Source organism: Aeromonas sp. 604282, from assembly GCF_049170575.1.
GTDB classification, from domain to species: domain Bacteria; phylum Pseudomonadota; class Gammaproteobacteria; order Enterobacterales; family Aeromonadaceae; genus Aeromonas; species Aeromonas veronii_A.
Genome location: NZ_JAAKMV010000005.1, coordinates 218,073 through 238,357 on the forward strand (window position 1 = coordinate 218,073; position 20,285 = coordinate 238,357).

The 20,285-nt window shown below is 61.9% G+C and carries 13 protein-coding genes; 3 read left to right on the forward strand and 10 right to left on the reverse strand.

All coding sequences use genetic code 11. The features are described from left to right. Positions 1-132: 132 nt before the first annotated feature. The 6 genes from G5367_RS08890 to G5367_RS08915 all read right to left on the reverse strand — a co-directional run bounded on the left by G5367_RS08890 (position 133) and on the right by G5367_RS08915 (position 9,592). Positions 133-993 carry a hypothetical protein gene (locus tag G5367_RS08890; RefSeq protein ID WP_421244001.1) on the reverse strand — a complete coding sequence of 287 codons (861 nt, stop codon included), beginning with the start codon at positions 991-993 and terminating at the stop codon, positions 133-135. Then, the gene (locus G5367_RS08895; protein ID WP_421244002.1) at positions 990-4,979 is read right to left on the reverse strand and encodes an amino acid adenylation domain-containing protein; all 3,990 of its coding nucleotides are present in this window, start codon (positions 4,977-4,979) and stop codon (positions 990-992) included. Before G5367_RS08895 ends, G5367_RS08890 begins: the two co-directional genes overlap by 4 nt. 125 nt (positions 4,980-5,104) lie before the next feature. Further along, positions 5,105-5,866 (reverse strand): 2,3-dihydro-2,3-dihydroxybenzoate dehydrogenase, encoded by a 762-nt coding sequence (dhbA, locus tag G5367_RS08900; protein ID WP_421244003.1) that lies wholly within the window; start codon positions 5,864-5,866, stop codon positions 5,105-5,107. Continuing rightward, positions 5,863-6,798 (reverse strand): isochorismatase family protein, encoded by a 936-nt coding sequence (locus tag G5367_RS08905; RefSeq protein WP_421244004.1) that lies wholly within the window; start codon positions 6,796-6,798, stop codon positions 5,863-5,865. The genes dhbA and G5367_RS08905 overlap by 4 nt, the downstream gene beginning before the upstream one ends. Then, entirely contained in the window at positions 6,795-8,447 is a 1,653-nt protein-coding gene (locus G5367_RS08910; protein WP_421244005.1) for a (2,3-dihydroxybenzoyl)adenylate synthase, read from the reverse strand. The genes G5367_RS08905 and G5367_RS08910 overlap by 4 nt, the downstream gene beginning before the upstream one ends. Next, positions 8,444-9,592: an isochorismate synthase gene (locus G5367_RS08915; RefSeq protein WP_421244006.1), complete on the reverse strand. Its 1,149-nt coding sequence runs from the start codon at positions 9,590-9,592 to the stop codon at positions 8,444-8,446. The genes G5367_RS08910 and G5367_RS08915 overlap by 4 nt, the downstream gene beginning before the upstream one ends. A gap of 266 nt (positions 9,593-9,858) precedes the next feature. Here G5367_RS08915 and G5367_RS08920 point away from each other — a divergent pair, with 266 nt between their 5' ends. After that, entirely contained in the window at positions 9,859-11,811 is a 1,953-nt protein-coding gene (locus G5367_RS08920) for a TonB-dependent receptor domain-containing protein (protein ID WP_421244007.1), read from the forward strand. Positions 11,812-11,937: 126 nt separating this feature from the next. Then, the gene (locus G5367_RS08925) at positions 11,938-13,002 is read left to right on the forward strand and encodes a 3-deoxy-7-phosphoheptulonate synthase (RefSeq protein ID WP_421244008.1); all 1,065 of its coding nucleotides are present in this window, start codon (positions 11,938-11,940) and stop codon (positions 13,000-13,002) included. Positions 13,003-13,078: 76 nt separating this feature from the next. Here the strand turns inward: G5367_RS08925 and G5367_RS08930 are convergent, their stop codons facing one another. The 3 genes from G5367_RS08930 to G5367_RS08940 form a co-directional block, all read right to left on the reverse strand. Then, positions 13,079-14,077: a LacI family DNA-binding transcriptional regulator gene (locus G5367_RS08930; protein ID WP_005350588.1), complete on the reverse strand. Its 999-nt coding sequence runs from the start codon at positions 14,075-14,077 to the stop codon at positions 13,079-13,081. 177 nt (positions 14,078-14,254) lie between these two features. Beyond that, the gene (locus G5367_RS08935; RefSeq protein WP_040066126.1) at positions 14,255-16,156 is read right to left on the reverse strand and encodes a transglycosylase SLT domain-containing protein; all 1,902 of its coding nucleotides are present in this window, start codon (positions 16,154-16,156) and stop codon (positions 14,255-14,257) included. Between the two features lie 99 nt (positions 16,157-16,255). Beyond that, positions 16,256-18,760, reverse strand: a complete 2,505-nt coding sequence (locus G5367_RS08940; protein ID WP_040066125.1) for a putative bifunctional diguanylate cyclase/phosphodiesterase — start codon at positions 18,758-18,760, stop codon at positions 16,256-16,258. A gap of 368 nt (positions 18,761-19,128) precedes the next feature. On the opposite strand from G5367_RS08940, the gene hpf reads away from it, so the two are divergent. Continuing rightward, on the forward strand, positions 19,129-19,467 hold the full coding sequence (gene hpf, locus G5367_RS08945; RefSeq protein ID WP_005334257.1) for a ribosome hibernation-promoting factor, HPF/YfiA family: 339 nt from the start codon (positions 19,129-19,131) through the stop codon (positions 19,465-19,467). Between the two features lie 110 nt (positions 19,468-19,577). Here hpf and G5367_RS08950 read toward each other — a convergent pair whose 3' ends face one another. After that, positions 19,578-20,087, reverse strand: a complete 510-nt coding sequence (locus G5367_RS08950) for a VC2046/SO_2500 family protein (protein ID WP_265061165.1) — start codon at positions 20,085-20,087, stop codon at positions 19,578-19,580. Between the last annotated feature and the right edge of the window lie 198 nt (positions 20,088-20,285).

A 20,285-nucleotide genomic window follows, 5' to 3' on the forward strand; every position in this document is an offset into this window, starting at 1 on the left:
TCGGCGATGAGTGGCAAGGTATGCCGTAAATGGTGCAACTTTGCAGCACCGAACGCAGGATGCAAAATGTGAAAAAGGGGAGCCTTGCTCCCCCATTGAGTTACTTCAGTCAGCCGTTACTCCAACCAGCAGTTACGCCAGCCACTGTTGCAGCTGGCTGGCCATGCCAACTGGCAGCAAGTGAGCGCGACTCAACAAGCGACTGCGCCAGGGCTCGGCCAGCAAGGTGGGGCAAATTCGCATCTCCCGTCCCCGGTCAGCCACGCGCACCAACCGATCGATGAGGGTCTCCAGTGGCGGATGCGCCGGCCAGTGAGGATAGAGGTCAGCAGTTGTGATCCCGGCCAACTCGCACACCCGCTCCTCTCCCTTCCCATCAACCGTTGGCCAAGGGTGAAGCACCTGTAGCCAACCCGGCCGTGCTGCCTCCAGCAACTGGCCCAGCGTCGGCTGCGCAAAGTGGGGATCCCCAGCGACTTTGAGCAGATGACGCGTCCCCGCCAGCACCACCACGCCGCGCGGGGGAAGTGCAAGAAGATAGTCGGCCAGCGCCTGATCCCGCCCCCTGTTGTGTTGCTGCCACCGCTCCGGGCTCATCTCCTGCCACTCGAATAAGGGCTCGCAGAGATGCACCCGTAGCCGCACATGTTCAGGGCGCACCAGATTGCTCTGGCGCAGAGCGGAAAAGAGAGCCGGAAACTCGGGGGCCATCCAGGCAGGAAAGGCGCAGGAGTCGAGCCAGACCGGATAGAGCCGGGCCAGCGTCAGCGGCTCATCCTGCCAGCTCTCCTGCCCCGTCAGCCAGGCATCGAGCAAGCCCTGATGGCGGCGATTGCCGCACTCCAGCACCAGATCGGTCATGATTCCCCAGAGCGCCGGATCACACAGCCAGGCGTGCTGGCGCCGGATAAAATCCGGGTGCCAATGCGGCTCCCCCAGCCCCACCAGCTTACCCGCCAGCAAGGCTTCCCGGATGGCGGCAACCGGGGTCATGCGTCCTCCTCCTGCCGGATGTGCGGTTGCTGCCCGACCCCATAGACCCGCTCACAAATAAAAGTGCCGATCTTTGCCAGCCAGTCGGGATGCACCATCTCCTGATGCAGGCAGGGGAAGCGCTCATAGCGGATTTCGCCTTTTGTCAGCGACGCCCAGCCGCGTCCATCCAGCCAGGGTTGGCGGGAGGCTGACGCCTCGATAAAGATGACGTCCCCGTGGTAGCAGTAATCGACCGGCTCACGGATCAGTCGGTTGTTGTGGCCAACCAGCTCAATCATGGCGCTCACCACCTGCTCGTCGAGCATGGCCAGCGCACTCCCCTCCGCCCCCAGTCGGGCCACCACCTCGGCGCGAGTAAGGGAATCGAGCGCGTCGTCCGCAACCGCAATGCCTCCCATCCGCAGCAACGCATCGAGCATCCGCTGCTCGTCGGGCAACGGCTGGGTCTGCCACTGCTGACAGGGGTAGGCATCGAGCAGCAGCACCATGGCCACCTCTTGTCCCTGCTCTTGCAACATGGCGGCCATCCGGTGCACCAGCATGCCCCCGAGTGACCAGCCGAGCAGCCAGTAGGGCCCCTCGCTCTGCTGACGACGCAGCTCGGTCACATAGTCGAGTGCCAGCTCGTCGAAGCTGGCGGGCAGCGGGGCATCCGGCTGGCAGAGCGCCCTTGCCTGCAGGGCATAGACCGCCATGTCGGCCGGCAGATGGGGCACCAGCGGCGCATAACACCAGCCGAGCCCCCCTGCGGGATGGACGCAAAAGAGGGTGGGGCACGATGTACCCGATTGAGCATCATGCGCCCGCAGGGGCAACAGCATGGGCATGGCCTCCCGCTCGCCGCCCAGACGGCGCGCCAGCTGGGCGGGGCTCGGCGCTTCGAACAGACTGGCCAAAGTGAACGCCTGTCCGGTCGACTCTTCAATGCGCACCACCAGTTGAGCCGCCAGCAGGGAGTGGCCGCCGAGGGCAAAGAAGTTATCGTCGGCGCCGACCCGCACCAGCCCCAGTATCTCGGCGAAGAGGCGACAGAGCCGCTCCTCCAGCAGGGTTTTCGGCAGTGACTGACCCACCGCCGACGCCATGTCGGGCAGTGGCAGCCCCTTGCGATCCAGCTTGCCATTGGGAGTGAGCGGCAGCTCAGCCAGAGTGACCAGGAGCCCCGGCACCATGTAGTCAGGCAAGGCAGCGCCAAGGGCAGGTGCCAGCTCGGCCAGCGTCAGCTCGCTGCTATCTGCGGCCACCACATAGGCCACCAGACGGCGATCGCCGGGGGTAAATTCGGGGGCCAGCACCACCGCCTGCGCCACCCGGGGATGGCGCAGCAGCACCTGTTCGATCTCCTCCAGTTCAATGCGCTGGCCGCGGATCTTCACCTGAAAATCGAGGCGCCCCAGATACTCGATGGCGCCATCCTCGCGCCAGGCGGCCAGATCGCCGCTGCGATAGAGCCGTCCCGCGCCGAAGGGGTTGGCAATAAAGCGCTCGGCGGTGAGCTCGGGCTGGCCAAAGTAGCCATCCGCCACCTGCACGCCGCCGATCCAGAGCTCCCCCGCCACACCGGGGGGCACCGGTTGCAACCAGGGGTCGAGAATGTGGATGCTGGTATTCCAGACCGGATAGCCGATGGGCACGCTGGTTACAGCCTCGTCTGCCCGGCAGGGATACCAAGTGACATCCACCGCCGCCTCGGTCGGGCCATAGAGGTTGTGCAGGGGGGCTGAAAATGTTCCATACCAGCGCTGCACCAGATCCGCGGGCAGCGCCTCGCCGGAGCAGAAGACCTGGCGCAGGGCGCGGCAACGCGCAGGCTCGGCCTGAGTGACAAAGATCTGCAGCATGGAGGGGACAAAGTGCAAGGTGGTGATCCCGGCCTGCTCAATCAGTTCGGCAAGGTAGGCGGGATCCTTGTGGCCGCCCGGTTTGGCGAGCACCAGCCGCGCCCCGGTCATAAAGGGCCAGAAAAACTCCCAGATGGAGACATCGAAACCGGCCGGGGTCTTTTGCAGCACCCGATCCGCCGGGCCGATGGGATACATGTGCTGCATCCAGAGCAGCCGGTTGACGATGGCGCCATGGCTCACCACCACCCCTTTGGGCCGACCGGTCGAGCCGGAAGTGTAGATGATGTAGGCCGCATCTTCCGGTTTGGGGGCTGGCAGATCACAAGGTGCTATCCCCGCCACGTCTATCGTCGCCAGTTGCTCTGCCACACCGGGGGCATCGAGGCAGACAAGTGGCGCCGCCACATCGAGCGGCATCTGAAGCGTATGGCTGGTCAACACCAGCGCAGGATCGCTGCTGGCGAGAATGTAGCCAATCCGCTCCGCCGGATAGTCCAGATCAACGGGCACGTAGACGGCTCCCACCGCCATGATGGCCTGCTGGGCGAGAATAAGCTCGGGAGCGCGCGGGATCACCACCGCCACCCGGCAACCGGGGCCCACGCCCCTCCCCGCCAGATAGCTGGCCAGCTGGCGGGTGCGCTGGCGCAGCTCGGCCACACTCCAGCGCTCGGCGCCACACTCCAGCGCGATGGCGCTCTGATCTGCCGCCGCCAGCCCCTCGGCCAGCAGTGCGCTCAGGGTGGTGGTCGGCAACGGATAGTCGGTCTGGTTCCAGCGCGCCAGCTCAGCCTGCTCGCAAGGCAGCAGCAGCGGCAAACGCACTGCCTCCACCTCGTCATCCGCCTCACTCCAGGCGGCCAGATAGGCCAGCAGTCGGGCCAGATGACGTTCGCTCTCCTGTTGGCTGAAGCGCCCCTGATGTGCTTCGAGGGTCAGGGTCATCGCGCCTGCCTCCTCGGCAAAGTAGAAGGCGCACTCCTCCACCGGCCCCGCCGCCAGCACCTGCACCTCGCCACGAACCTGGTTGTGCCCTTCACCAACGCTGAGGGTGCGGGCAAAGGGCATCAAATTGACCTGAGGGCCAAACAGCGGCTGGCCCGGCTGACGCTGTTGCAACCACTCCTGACGGCAGCCCTGATGACGGCGCAGGGCGGCAAATTGCCGCTCGACCTGTGCCAGCAACTCCCCTACCCGGCTGGTGCCGCTCAGCTCGATGCGCAGGGGCACCACATTGACTTTCATGCAGGGGGTATCGGCCGCCGCTGAGCCCAGCCGTCCCATCAGCGGAATACCCAGCACTACCTCGCCAGCACCGCTCATCCGCTGCACATAGCTGGCCACCGCCGCCAGCAGCAGGCTGTAGGGGTGACAGGCCGAACGACTCGCCCGCGCCACCAATGCCTGCCACTGGCGGCCAACAAGCCGCTGCTCAAGACGATAGGTGGGGCCCGGCCCTTGCACCGGACGACGGGAGAGCGACGCAGGATTCTCCACCCCAGCTAGCTGTTGGGTGAAGAAATCGCGATCCCGCGCGGCGCGCGGCGAATCCTGATAGGCCACCTCTTCGGCCAGCAGCTGCTGCTGGGTCGCATAACGGCAGGGTGCTGGCTGCTCGCCGGCACAGAGCGCCTCATACCAGCTCGCCACCCGCTGGCAGAGCAGGCTCAGGCCAAAGCCGTCGATGGCAATATGGTGCACAGCGATAAACCAGGCCCACTGCTGCTCGTCAAGGCGATAAAGGATGGTGGCAAACAGCGGCCCCCCGGCCAGATTGAAGGGGGCGGCCAGCTGTGCACGCATCTCGGCCTGCGCGGCTGCGAGCGGGTCAGCTTCGCTGCGCAGATCCCGTTCGCTCAGCTGCCAGCACGCGGGGTTGGCCACCATCTGCGGGCCATCGGCAGTGGCCACAAAAGCGCAGTGCAGACCGGGGATCTCGTCGAGGGTCTGACGCACCGCGCGGGTGAAGTGATGGGGAGCCAGCGCCCCCTCCAGCAGCCAGTACTCGCCGGTATTGCAGGCGGGGCTCTGCGGGTATTTTTGCTGGGCAAACCAGATGCCCGCCTGAGCGGTGGTAAGCGGCCAGCGCGGGTGCTCACCGCGCTGGTGGGTGGCGCGCATCGCCATTGTCTGTTCCATGGGAATGTCCTTGCGCAAACATCGGGCGGGCAGCGGCTTGCCCCTGCCCGCATGGCTGAAAAGCGAGGAGACAAGGCCTCCTGCATAAAGAGAGTGTCACGCCTGCCAGATCGGCAGCACGTGGGCTAGACCCCCAGGGTGGCACCGCCATCGACCACCAGATCCTGCAAGGTGATATGGCTGGCGGCATCGGAGGCGAGAAACAGCACGCAGGCAGCCACCTCGTCGGGGGTCCCTAGTTTGCCAAGGGGGATCCCCAGCTTGAACTGCCCGGGCAGGCCCGCGATGGTACGTATCTCCCCTTCGCGCTGTTCCCCCTCCTGCCACATGCCGTACAGCATCGGGGTACGGGTCGAGCCCGGTGACACCAGATTGCAGCGCACACCGTAGGGGGCAAGCTCCAACCCCGCCGTTTGGGTGAGGCTGGTCAGCGCCGCCTTGGAGGCGCCATAGATGCCCATCCCCACTCGCGGTACCCGACCGGCATTGGAGGAGACATTGACGATGGATCCCCTGCGCCGCCCCTGAAACCAGGGGGTCAGGGCCCGCATCAGGTAGAAAGGGGCGAAGGTATTGATGGCGAAGGTGCGCAGCAAGAGGGCGTCATCCACCTCATCGAGCCTGCCGGTCGCCAGTACGCCGGCGACATTGACCAGCACATCGGGCCCCAGCCCCTCGTCCAGCAGCTGTTCGCAGCAGCGGGTCACAGCCTCGCTGTCGCTCACATCGATCAGCACTCCCTTCACGTTGCCGGGCAGCGCCTCGGCCAGTTGCAGATCAAACGCCACCACGCTGGCCCCTGCCTCGGCAAAGGTGTGCGCCACTGCGTGGCCAATTCCCTGCGCCGCGCCGGTCACCCAGATGGTTCTACCTTGCCACTCGCTCATGGGGTGCACTCCGGTTCGCTGACGTGATCTTCGTTGACCACCTGATAAGCCGTGGCCTGACTAACGTGAAGCTGACGGGAGAGGAGCGCCCACCAGTGAGCCAGGGTCGGCGTGCGGGCCAGCTCGGCCAGCTCCACCACCAGCTCCTGCTGACGCCACTCTTCCACCAGCCCCATCACCGCCAGCGAGTCGAGACCGTAGTCGAGCAGGTTGTCATCCTCGGTGGGCTGCTCCTGCTGCATCTCGGCGGGCAGCCGTGCCAACACCTGAGCACGTAGTGACTCGCGAGTCAGAGGGCGTTTGCTGGCCGCCATCACCTCGGCCACGGTAATCACCCGACCGGCATTGCGGCTGACGTAGGAGAGCGCCAGCAGATGATCTTCGCGGGAAAAATCGGCGATGGCATCAGCCACCAGGAAGGGGCGGATATCGCGCATAAAAGCATCGACCGCCGTCTGCATCACCCCGATATGACCGTAGATGCCGCAGATCACCAGCTGATCCCGCTCCCATTCGGCCATCAGCTCGACCAGCGGTGAGCGGCAAAAAGCGCTGTAGCGCCACTTGGTCAGCACCGTATCCTGCGGCTCGGGCGCCAGCGCCGGAACGATGGGTTGGCGCTCCGGCGCTCGGGTCAACCCGGGCCCCCACATGTCGTTGAGCAGCGCCCGATCGGCCTGACTCTGCTCGGCGGGCTGGGCGGTATAGACTACCGGCATGCCAAGAGCACGCGCCTGACGGATCAGGGTGGCGATATGGTCGATGACCTGATTGATCAGCGGATTGCCCGCCCCGTAGAAATCGACGAAATAGTGCTGCATATCGTGGACCAGCAAGACGGCGCGGCCCGGTTCGAAGGGCCAGTTCACCCGCCCGGTTGGCAGCTCCTCGGCGGTAGGCAGCGGGTAGGCGGCGAGGGATTGAATGGTCATGCACACTCCTTGGCGAGCTGCTCGCGCAGCCTCTGTTTGTCTATCTTGCCGACCGGGGTGTGAGGCAGTTTATCCACCAGCACCAGGCGATCGGGCAGTTTGTAATCGGCCACCCCCTGCTCGCGCAGGAAACGGCGCAAGCGGGGCAGATTGAGGGGCTCGCGGCACATCAGAAAGGCGCAGCTGCGCTCCCCGAGCATGGGATCCGGCATGGCGACCAGTGCCGCCTGCCGCACCTCCGGGTGGGTCAGCAACAGCTCTTCAATCTCGAGGGCATCGATCTTCTCCCCACCCCGGTTGATCTGATCCTTGTTGCGCCCCACCACCATCAGATGACCACTGGGCAAGCGGCAAACCAGATCGCCGGTGCAGTAGAAACCGTCCCGGTCGAAGGCGCGCTGATTGTGGGCATCGGCCTTGAAGTAGCCGCGAAAGGTGTAGGGGCCGCGCGTCCAGAGCTCGCCGCACTCGCCATCGGGCAAGGGGCGCCCATCGCTGCCTCGCACCTCCACCTCGTCGCCCGGGCTCATGGGGCAACCCTGGGTATTGACGATGTGCCACTGGTCATCCTCGGTGCGGGTGTAGTTGACCAGCCCCTCGGCCATGCCGAACACCTGCTGCAAGCGGCAGCCGAGGCGGCTCGCCACCGCCTCGGCGTGAGCCGGGCTGAGGCGCGCACCGCCCACCTGCACACACTCCAGAGAGGTCTGCGGATAGTGGCTGGCCGCCTCCAGCCAGAGCGCCAGAGCCGGTGGCACCAGTGCCGCCCAGTTGACCTGATGGCGCTGCACCAGCGGCAGACAGGTTACTGCAGAGGGATCCTTTGCCAGCACCACGCAGCCACCGGCATAAAACACCCCGAGTGACCCGGGGGAGCTCAGTGGAAAGTTGTGGGGCGCCGGCAGGGCGCAGAGATAGATCACCCGCTCATCCCAACCACACACCGCTACGCTCTGGCGCACGCTGTAGCCATAGTCATCGTGGGTACGGGGGATCAGTTTGGGGGTGCCGGTGCTGCCGCCGGAGAGCTGGAAAAAGGCGACCTGATCGGCTGGAGTCGGTGTAGGGGTTGGTGCAGCAGCCACCTGCACAGAACCATCAGTACTAGCCATCAATTCAGGCCGACGCCATGCAAATCCAGACTGAAGATCACCCCCTTCAGTCTGCTCGAACAGCAATGTCTGGCAGTAAGGCGATACCCGCTCATCAAGGGCCGCGAGGCTCCCCGCTGCACCGGCAAAGCCGGGATGGGAGGGGCTGAGTACCAGCAAAGCGGGCTCAATCTGGCGAGCAAAGGCCACCAGCTCGCGCCGCTGGTGGCTGTAGAGGGCATGCACCGCCACTACTCCGCAGCGGATCAGGGCAAACCAGCAGATATAGAACTCGGCGCAGTTGGGCAACTGCACCAGAGCGGTATCGCCATGGCCCAGCCCGCGCGCTGCCAGCCGCGCCGCCAGCGCATCGACCTCACGCTTTAACTGGCCATAACTGAGGGTGCGCTCGCCGCAGATCAGGGCCGTGCGCTCGGGATAACGTTCGGCGGAGTCATCGAGCAGGGCGGTGAGCGGTTGCCCGCGCCACCACCCTTGCGCACGGTAGTGGGCTGCCAGCTCTACAGGCCAGGGGGTAAAGGGCACCAGCGGCTTCATGCAGTTACCTCCGGCTCCCGGCTCTCGAGGCCAAACGCCCGCAGCATGGTGCCGAGCTTGGCGGCGGTCTCCTGCCACTCTGCTTCCGGCGAGGAGCCCACCACCACCCCGGCACCGGCATAGAGCCGCAGCTGCTTGCCGGCCAGCACGCCACAGCGGATGGTGACTACCCACTCGCCATTGCCATCGGCATCCATCCAGCCGACAGCACCACAGTAGAAACGGCGATCGTACCCCTCAAGCCGGGCGATGGCCTGACGCGCAGCCGAAAGCGGCGTGCCGCACACCGCCGGTGTCGGGTGCAGCGCCAACGCCAGTGCCAGCACGGGAGAGGGTTCATGGAGCCGCCCGGCGATGCGGGTCGAGAGGTGCCACATGGTAGGAGTGGCGATCACCTGCGGCTCGATGGGAACATCCAGCTCTCGGCAGAAGGGAGCGAGGGCTGCAGCGACTGCATCGGCCACCAGCGCATGTTCATAGCGATCTTTTTGCGCCCCCAGCAGTTCGGCACTGGCCGCCTGTTGATCGGAAAAAGCGTGGCGCGGACGGGAACCCGCCAACGGATTGCTCACCACCGCCATCTCGCTGCCCGATACCAGCAGCTCGGGGCTCGCGCCAAGCAGAGTCTCTCCCTCTGGCAGCGGGATCTGGAACACATAGGCGCCCGGATTCTGTGCCAGCAGAGAGCCAAAGGCGTGTGCGGGGGAGGTCTGCTCTGCGCTCTGCACATCGATGGCGCGCGACAGCACCACCTTCTCAAGCTGGCCCTCACTGAACTGCTGCAGTGCCGCCCGCACCGCCCCCTGATAGTGGGCAGAGCCGGTCACTTCGCTCACCTCGCCATGGAGCTGGCAACAGCGGGCGGGCAACATCGTATCCCTTGCGACCCACTGCGATTGCGCCGGGATCACCAGATGCCAGGGGGATTGGGTATCAAACGGAATGGCGCCGATGGCGATGGGATTGACCATCCCCTGCTGGCGCAACTGACGCAGATGGGCGAGGAGCTTCTCCGGCGGGATGCCGGTAAAACTGTCGTGAATACCGGAGGCGACCAGAACCCTGTCACCGCTGGCAAAACAGCACACTTTATCCAGCCCGACCGCTGTGGCGGGCCACTCTCCTTCCAGTGCATGGTCACACATGACGGTGCTACTCCTTGGAATGAATCACTGCCTGACACGACTTAAAGTGAGTCATTTGACTCACTATATGTCAGAGTGAACGGCATCCTAACAAGGAGCGAAAAAACGATCAATACAAATGAGAATCAATTTCATTAACTTCTTTTTAGTCAAAAGAGAGTGACGAACGAAACTGAGCTTCGCCAATAAAAAAGAGTTGCGATCGGAGCAAATTCAACTTGATAATGATAACGCTTATCATTTGTATATTATGGAAGATGTAAATAATGAAATCCTCAACCTCCCGTTTTATTGCTCCCAGCCTGCTGGCCACCACCATCGTCACTCTGCTGACCCAGCAAGCGATCGCCGCCAGCAACGCCCCTCAAGCCGATGAGGTGATCACCGTCACCACCACGGCGCACAATACCCGCTCGGCACCGGCCTCTATCTCTGTCATCACGGCCGAACAGATCGCCGCAGCGCCGGTCAATGACCTTGCCGACCTGCTGCGCCACGAAGTGGGCATTCAGGCTGAAGCTGACACCAATGGCCGCAGCGATATCGGTATTCGCGGCATGTCGGGCAAATACACCCTGGTACTGGTAGATGGCAAACGCCTCTCCTCCTCCAATGCCCTGTGGCGCGGCGGCAACTTCGACAACACTCCCGTGCCCCTTGGCATGATCCAGCGGGTCGAGGTGATCCGTGGTCCCATGTCAGCACTTTACGGCTCCGATGCCATCGGTGGTGTCATCAACATCATCACCAAGCAGCCGGGCAAAACCTGGCAAGGGGCGGCCGATGCCGACTTCAAGGCCATCGAGGGCAAGGATGGCGGCGATCAGCACAGAACCAACCTGGGCTTTACCGGCCCGCTGACCGATAACCTGCTGATCCGGATGAATGGCGAAGTGTACGACCGTCAGGCCTGGACTCCGCCCGAAGCGGCCGACGGCATCCCCCTCATCGAAGCCAAACAGACCCGTAACTTTGCCTCCACCCTGAGCTGGCTGGTGGATGAGCAGCAACGCTTCGAGTTTGACTATCTCTACAACCAGGATGAGCGGCCTCTCGATATCTTCCGCAAGACCGGCAACAAGGTTCACAGCCGCCAGCAGCAGAATGATCGCAACCTGTTTGGCCTGACTCACAAGGGGAACTGGAGCTGGGGTGACACCACCGTCATGGCCAACTACGAGACCTCCCAGATCGACGACTTCAACACCAGCTACTCGGCCCCGCAGCAGCGGGAGCTGGAAGAGAACACCTTGACCCTCAAGGGCTATACCAACCTGGCGCTGGCCAACCACTACCTGACCCTGGGTGGTGAATATCTGGATCGGGAGCTGGTGGATGCGGTGAGCTACAAGGATATCGGCGGCAAAGAGAGTCACTCTCAGGAGGCGCTGTTCGCCCAGGATGAAATTGGCCTGACCGACAGCCTGACCTTCACGCTGGGCGGCCGTTACGATCACCACGAGATCTACGGCAGCCACTTCACCCCGCGCGGCTATCTGGTCTATGAGATGAACGATGTGGTGACAGTGAAAGGCGGTGTCAGCCAGGCCTTCAAGGCACCGGCACCGCACCAGTACTCCAATGGCTATAGCATCGAGAGCTGCGGCGGCAGTTGCCGCATCTATGGCAGTGACAAGGTCAAGCCGGAAACCAGCACCAACTACGAGCTGGGCGTTATCGCAGGGCAAGGGATCTGGGAAACCAGCGCCACTCTCTTCTACTCCGATATCGACGACATGCTCACCTTCAAACAGCTGCCGAACTCCACTGACCGCACCTGGTACAACCTGGAGAAGGCCACCACCAAGGGGCTGGAGCTGACCGGCAGGCTCGATCTGACCGACAACATCAGTCTGGGTGCCAACTACACCTACCTCAAAGCAGAAGGCGATCAGGGTCAGGCACTGCCCGAGCGGCCGGAGCACAAGGCCAACGCCAAGATCAACTGGCAGGCCACCGAGCGGGTCAATGCCTTTGTCGGCACCACCTACACCGGCACCCAGTTTGCCGAGCAGACCGTCAACAAGGTTGTCGTACTGCACAAGCTGCCAAGCTATCAGACCTTCGATCTCGGCACCGGCTTCAAGGTCACCGAGAACTTTGACCTGCGACTGGGGATCAACAACCTGACCGACGTGCGCCTGCAAGAGAAAGACACCGTCTTCCAGAACGTCGAACCGGGTCGCAGCTACTACGTCAGCGGCTCAGCCCGCTTCTAAGGTAGCCGAGGCCGATATAACAGAGCGCGGGCCCATGCCCGCGCTCTGTTAACCAAGAGAATAAGGGGAAGATCCCCACTGGACAGCAAAGAGCATGCAGATTTCCATTTGTCATCAGGATCGCTCATGTTCACCTCACTTCTGAATGCTTCACCCCTTGCCACCCTGCCAACCCCTGACGAGATGTTAAAGGCCAGACCCTGTCCGGCACGGCTCGCTCGCCAGATCGCACGCAGCCGCCAGCAAGCCCGCCATATTCTGCATGGAGAGGATGATCGCCTGCTGCTGGTGATCGGCCCCTGCTCCATTCACGATCCGGCAGCCGCCCGCGACTATGGTGGCCGGCTCGCTGAACTGCAGGGCCAATACGGGGAGCTGCTGCAACTGGTGATGCGCACCTATTTCGAAAAGCCGCGCACGACGCTCGGCTGGAAAGGATTTATCTTCGATCCCGACCTCGATGGCAGCGATCAACTGGAAAAGGGACTAACCCAGGCCCGCGAGTTACTGTTGGCCCTTGGACAGGAAGGGCTCGCCTGTGCCACCGAATTTCTCGATCTCACCAGCATGCTCTATCTGGGGGATCTCATCAGCTGGGGTGCCATCGGCGCCCGCACCACCGAATCCCAGCTCCACCGCCAACTGGCCTCGGCCCTTCCCTGCCCCATCGGTTTTAAAAACGGTACCGACGGAAATATCCGGATCGCGGTAGAGGCGATCCTCGCCAGCCGAGCGGCCCACCTCTATACCCAGCCTTCCGGGGATGGCCAGCTGGCACTGGTGCGCAGCCATGGCAACCCCGACTGCCACCTGATCCTGCGCGGTGGCCGCCAACCGAACTATCAGAGCCATCATGTGGCAGAGGCTGGCGACTTGCTGCGCCAGCATCATCTATCATCTAGGCTGATGGTCGATTGCAGCCACGGCAACAGCCAGAAGCAGCATGCCCGCCAGCTGCTGGTTGCCCGTGACATTGCCGACCAGCTGGGTGCTGGTAGCCATGCCATCGCCGCCATCATGGTGGAAAGTTTTATCTGCGAAGGGCGTCAGGAGATAAGCCGCAAACCGCTGCGCTACGGCCAGTCGATCACCGATAGCTGCATCGGCTGGGAACAGACAAGGCAGCTGCTCGATATGGTGGCAGAAGGGGTGGAGGCACGCCGCCAGCAGCGGATCGCCCTGGCGGGATAAATGGCGGATTATTCAGATAACGCAGAAAAGAGTGTGGCCCCGATGGGCCACACTGTTGTTCACTGTCTGACACACGTCAGGCGACTGACTCACGCTCCACCAGCTGGGCTTCAAACTTGAGCGCCAAGCCGTCCACCGGCTTGTGATCGAGCAGACGCAGCGCCAGCTCGGCAGCGCGGCTGCCCATCTCCTCAATGGGGTAGCGCACCGTGGTGAGCTTGGGATAGATGTAGCGGGCGTAGGGGATATCGTCGAACCCCACCACCGATACCTGCTGCGGGATCTTGTAACCCCGCTCCAGCAGGCAAGAGATCGCCCCCGCCACCATACCGTCGTTGAAACCGAGCACGGCAGTGAACTCGACACCACGGGCCAGCAGTTCACTCATCGCCACATAGCCGCCATTTTCGTCGGCATAGGCGCGGCTGACGAGTGCAGGATCAAAGGCGATCCCTGCTCTCGCCAGGGTCTGGGTGTAACCGGCCATCCGCTGCTGACCATCGACAAACTCTTCATCATCGGAGGTGATAAAGGCGATGTTGCGATGACCGGCATCCAGCAAGTGCTGGCACGCGGTGGTGATCCCCGCCTGGTTATCGAGCCAGACGCAGCGATCTTCGGCGCCCGGCACCTGACGGTTGATAAAGACGATGGGGGTAGAGCCTGCCGCCAGCTCGCTCAGCTCCTCGTCCGGAAGCGCCTTGCTGTGGAGGATCAGCGCATCGCACTGGCGCTGCAGCAGCGCCTGAATGGCATGACGCTCGCGTGCGATATCGTGATTGCCAGACATGACGATGGTGAACTTGTTGGCCTGATCGACCATGGTTTCGATGCCACGCATCATCTGGGCAAAGAAGGGGCCGCCGCAGAGGTCGCCAACCAGCACGCCAATGCAGTTGGAACGCTTGCTGACCAGAGCCTGGGCAAAACTGTTGGGTCGAAAATTCAGTTCCTTCATGGCCGCCAGTACGGCCTCACGCTTTTCCGGTGCTACCTGTGCCGTGTTGTTGATAACCCGCGACACGGTGGAGATAGACACATTTGCCAGCTGAGAAACGTCTTTAATCGTTGCCACTATCCATTCCTTTATTGTGGGGGAACCTGTCGGTGCCGACGCCTGAGTATACCCTGCGGCCTGATGCAATTCCCGGAGCCAGGTCACCAGGCATGTTTCCTTTGGTAACAAAACCTTACCCGATGATACCCGGCGGCAGGGAAATTTGAAAACAGGGGCCGGCTGGCGGCCCCCGACTCAATAGGCGTGATTGAGCTCCCGCTCTGACATGAAGCGCAGCGGCTGCTGCAGCTTGTGCTGATAGATGAGATCGAACGACAACACGTTTTGCACGTAGTTGCGGGTCTCCTTGTAGGGAATACTCTCGACCCACACGTCCATCGGCTTGTTGTCACTCTGCTCTCGCCAGCGTTTTACCCGTCCCGGCCCGGCGTTGTAGGCGGCCGCCGCCAGGATCCGGTTGCCGTCATAGACATCCAGCAAGCGCTTGAGATAGGCGCTTCCCAGACGAATATTCATTGTCGGATCAAACAGTTGCTGCTCGTTGCGATAGGGCACCCCCAGCTTGCCAGCTGTCTCTTTGGCGGTGGCAGGCATCAGCTGCATCAGACCGCGCGCGCCCACCGGCGACTGGGCCAGCGGATAGAGGGCACTCTCCTGACGGGAGATGGCATAGAGCAGACTGGTGTTCATGGTGCGCTCTTGCGCCATCTGGGAGAAGGTGCGTTTGAGCGGCAGCGGGAAGCGCAGGTCGAGAGCATCCCACGCTTCGGCGCGAATGCTGGCGAGAATGGCCAGCTCGTGCCACCCCTGATTGAGGGCGATATGACCAAACTCGATGCGCTGGGCCACCGGATTGCGATCCATGTTGTGGATCCACTCCGAACGGGCCGCTGCAATTTCGTTCATCGACAATAGCTCGCGCACCCGCAACAGGAAGGGCCAGCGCTGGCTGGCCGTCCGCCAGTCCGGTACATGCTTGACGCTCTGGTTCTTGATGCGATAGGGCACACCGGTGCGCTGGGCCGCCATGAAACCGTAGAAACCACGCAGGTTGGCAGTCTCCAGATAGAGATCCCGCGCCGGTTTTTGCTGCCCCTGCACCTCAAGGGAGCGCGCCATCCAGTAGCGCCAGCGATCCTCTTTCTGACGGGCCATCGGCATCATCTTCACCCAGCCGGAGAGGCCACGCCAATCCTGCTCCCAGATGGCCAGTCGCGCCCGCAGCTCGGTAATGTCGGGATCCGCCAGCTTTTTCACCGTGCTGTCGACCCAGCTGCGCTGGGCAATGGAGCGATCCAGCAGCAGGCGGCGGGCAATGGCACGTTCTACCGGTTTCACCTCGGCCTGGGTCAGGCCGAAACGGCTGCGAAACAGCGCAAGCTGGCGCAGCACCGACTCCGGCTCCTGATTGGCATAGCGGGTCAAACCAAGAGAGAGCAGCTTGCGGGAATAGGGGTTGCTGCTGAAATAGGCCGGGTTCATCGCCTTGGCGGGCTGCTCGAACAGGGTCACCATCTGATCGCCATAGCTCTGCAAGCCGCTACCCAGGGTCGCGCCAAGATGGCGGATCAGGTTGGGGTTTTCCGCCTCGAACGCCAGCGTCATCCGCTGCCAGATCTTCTCCTGGGTACGCTGACCGGATGCCTGCCACAGCTGAAATAGCGGGGAGCAGGCATCGGGACGGGATTGGCCGCTCATCCAGATCTTGCCCGCCCCCTGCAACGCCTCTTTCGGCTTGCCGGTGTAATAGAGCGCCTGATAGTGCATGCAGAGCAGGTCGGTGGAGCTCGGCTTGGCCGGATAGAAGCGCAGGAACTGCGACCACTGCTGGCTCTGGGCCAGATAGGTCAGATAACTGCGCTCCAACCGGTTGGACTGGGGGGTATCCCCATGCTGGCGGATAAAGCGGGTCACATCGTTGTAATCGGCCGCCCCCGGACGAAAGGCGAGCTGATAGTAATCGAGGTAAGGGAGCAGGGGGTAATGGGTCAAACGGGCACGAATTTGCTGGAAACGGGCCTGATCATTGGCCCGTACGGCGTCATACGCCTGACGGTAGAGCGTCTGGTCGGCAGTCTGCGCCATCAGGGTCGGCACGAACAGCGCCGACAAAACAATTCCCCATACAGCTTTCACTGAGCATCTCCATTGAGGGCAATACACCGCCCGGTGGCGGTGGGTCTACTGCTTCTCATTCTACCCGTTGCCGGGCAGCGCTACAGCGGGGAGCAGAGACTATTTTTCTGCCTCGCTCAGCTGCATTTCGCGCAGTTGCTCCGGTCTGGTCAGCCGCTGTACATATTTCTCCAGATAGGGCACCGGCAGCGGCTTGGAGGCGAGATAGCCCTGATAGAAACTGCACCCCTGCGCCTTGAGAAACTCCAGTTGCTGGCGGGATTCCACCCCTTCCGCCGTGACGTTGAACCCCATATGGCGGGCCATGGCGATCACCGCCTCGACGATGGCCATGTTGTCACCATCTTTCGGGATGTCCTGAATGAAGGATCGGTCGATCTTGAGCTCATCGGCAGGCAGCCGCTTGAGGTAGCTCAGAGAGGAGTAACCGGCGCCAAAATCGTCGATGGCAAAGCTGATGCCGAGCTCCTTGAGCTCGGTCATCTTGCTGATGGTGTCCTCGGCATGACCCAGCACCACGGATTCGGTGATCTCCAGATTGAGGCAGGCCGGATCCATGCCGGTTTGCGCCAACACATCGTGGATCCGCTCGACAAAATCGGTGGCATGGAACTGCTTGGCACTGACGTTGACCGAGATCTGCGGAATGTGGATGCCGTTCTCCTCCCACAGCACATACTGGGCGCACGCCTCGTGCAGCACCCAGTTGCCGATATCGACAATCAGGTCCGTCTCCTCGGCGATGGGGATAAACTCGGCCGGCGAGACCAGCGAGCGACCGGCCGGCTGCCAGCGAATGAGCGCCTCGACACCAATGATATCGCCGCCATCGACCATATGCTGGGGCTGATAGTAGAGGGTCAGCTCTTGCTGGCTGAGGGCGTTGCGCAATTCGTTGTGAATAAGCAGACGGCGATCCGCCTGCTGCTGCATCGAGGCATCGAAGAAACGACGGGTCTTGCGGCCAGCGGACTTGGCCTGATACATGGCGGTATCCGCCTGCTTGAGCAGATCATCGACCCCCTGCTCCCGATCCGGAAACAGGGTAATGCCAACGCTGGCGCCGATGTGCAGCACTTGCCCCACATAGGTATAAGGAGCGGCAATCTCGGTGATAAGCCGTTCGGCAATGATATCGGCCTGCATCTCCGCCTGGGGCGGGCTGGCCGAGAGCGATGGCAGCAGCAACACAAACTCGTCACCGCCGAGGCGGGCCAGACAATCCCCCTGTCTCACCAACCGTTTGAGACGGGCGGCGACCTCCTTGAGCAGCCAGTCACCGGTGGCGTGGCCGAGGGAGTCGTTGATGGTCTTGAAGTGATCGAGGTCGATAAAGAGCAGCGCGCCAATCAGACCGTCACGGGTCGCCTCGTTGAAGGTCTGCACCAGGGTCTCGTGCAACTGACGGCGATTGGGCAATCCGGTCAGCTCGTCGTAATAGGCGAGATCCTGGATGCGCCGCTCGGCCGCCTTGCGCTCGGAGATATCCTCAAAACAGATGACAAAGTGGCTGATCACCCCTTTCTCGTCCTGCACCGGCGTCACTATCTCCCACTGGGGATAGGTGTGACCATCGACATGGCGACGCTGGGTCTCCCCCTGCCAGCGGCTGAGGGTATTGAGCTCGTAGCCGAGCCCACCCAGATTGGGCCAAAGATCCTCTTCCAGATGCAGGCCCAGCACCGACTGGCTGTCAAAGCCGGTGATCTGGCTGAAGGCGTTGTTGACCCGCAGGATCTTGAACCCCGGATCCGTGATGATGATCCCTTCGTGGGTCTCGAATGCAACGGCAGAGAGGCGCATCTGGGCATCTGATTGCAGGCGCTCCAGCTCGGCCACCATCCGTACCGAAAAGGTATTGAGTACCGAGGTGAGGTTGCTGGTATCTGCCGGAGCCGAATAGAGCAGCGCCAGATGGCCCAGAAGTTGGCCTCTGGCATCAAACAGCGGCTGACCATAATAAGTCTGCCCGGCCGCCAGCCAGGGTTGATACTCCTGCGACTCGTCGATCACCTCGAAACAGATGGCCCCTTGCTTGTAGAGCTCCTGACAGGGGGATCCCGCCAGCGGATAATCCTTCTGCGCCAGCCCGTCGGCGGCCAGCACTTTGACCCGGTCGGCACCGCACAACTCACCCACCCAGACCGCATCCACCTTGAGGATATGGGCCAGCTGGCTGACCAGGGTATTGAAGAAATCGAGCCCGGTGCGGGCAGAGAGCGCCTGCGCCAACTGGGTAAGCAGGGTGGTTTGCAGCAATGGCAAAGAGAGATTGAGGGAGGAGACAGCACTGTTGGCGGTATCAAGAGGGGCCAGCCAGCCACAGCAGATCTGCTGGGTGGGCACAAACTGGCCACTCCAGAGCACATGGTTGAGCTGCCCCTGATCATCTTTCAGATGACCGATGAACTGTTCAGGCAGATGTGATTCATGAAGCCGGACAAGAAAGTCGGCAAAGCCTGCCTCATCTTCCGGTAACAGGCGAGCGGCCCAGGGATGATTGCCCTCACCTTGCCACTGCTGGTAGGCCCCCTGATCAGAGAGACTCCACTGATCATGTTGCCGATCGAAAAACCACATGACTTGCGTGGCCTGCTGCTTCATTTACCACTCCAACACAACAACCAACCACGTTTGATGTCCAATCAGGCATAGCAACGCCCCCTGCATCCGCTCATGAGATCAGAGGTTGCGAGGGAAGAGTACAAACATGCGATATCAAGCAGTGGAAACCGGACATGAGGTCGACACGAAGTGCTGCCAAGAAGGGACAGAAACGATCTTATTCCCGTCATACTGCCTGCCAGTTTCATGGAGCTCAAGCTGTTTTTGGCACGAAACCGGAAAAGATCACAATTTATAAGTTGCTGAATAGCCAAGGGAAGGTTATGTGACATAGATCACATTTCAATCTTTACCAATGAGTAATCTGAAGGTGAAGACACAAGCGAGACGACCCGAAGGGGGCCAATATGAAAATCGAAATTACCAGCAAAATCATCGACATCACCCCGGCTATCCGCGAGCGCATCGAATCCCGTTTTGAAAAGCTCGAACGTCTTCAGGTGCCTCTCATCACACCCCATGTGATTGTTTCCAAAGAGCGTCTGATGTTCACTGTCGAAGCCAGTGCTGGCATCCCCAACGGCAAACTGTTTGCCCAGGCAGAGCATGAGGATCTCTACGCCGCCATCAACGAACTGGGGCAAAAACTGGAGCGCCAACTCAACCGTCACACCGAAAAGCCGATTGCCCGTCGTGCCAACGCAGCGCTCAAAGAGCAGCCGCAACCGGATGAAGCTGACGCTTGATAGCATGCCGCAAGGCTAAAATTCTAAAGAGCATAAAGGCGGGGTCACCCGCCTTTTTGTTGCCTATGATTTGCCGACAAGCATCGCGTTACACCAGTGAACAGGCGCCATCAACTGAGCCAGTGCAACCGGGTATCCACCCCCTGTTGCAAACGGTCGAGGATCGGCAACAGTACCAGCGGATCCTCCTGGCGTGGCATATCGGCCAGCTTTCCTTGCAACCGCTCCCGCGCCAGCGGTGACAGGTTGTCGTAGACAGCCTCATCCAGCAGCGGTTGTTTGACCGCCAGCGGCGGTGTTTGCAGCGCCAGCCAGAGCCGCACATCCACCATGCTTCCCCCCTGCTGCAGCCGCTCATTGATGGCACTGCAGTCACTCCCCGCCCCTTCAGCCACCAGCACCTCTGCCGGTCTCAGCGCAAAGTGCAGACGCCAGTCACGGCTCTGGGGAGTGGCCACCGGTTTGGCATCAAACCAGGGCTGCTCCTCCACCGCGTCGGTCAGCAGGGCCAGATGCAACCGGAAATCCGCCCGATCCCCATGCTGCAGGTCACGGTTGAGGCGCTGCCCCAACTGGCCCTCATCAACGAGCAGGTGATTACGGATTGAACTGGGCAGCATGAGATAACTCTCGAAAATGGCGATTTCACTGGTTATCGGCCACAAATCCAATTCTTTTAATGGAAAAATCCTGCTTGGGGGTTCACAAAACCGGAAGATCTGTTAGTATGCGCCTCGCACTTGTGGAGGGGTTCCCGAGCGGCCAAAGGGATCAGACTGTAAATCTGACGGCTCTGCCTTCGAAGGTTCGAATCCTTC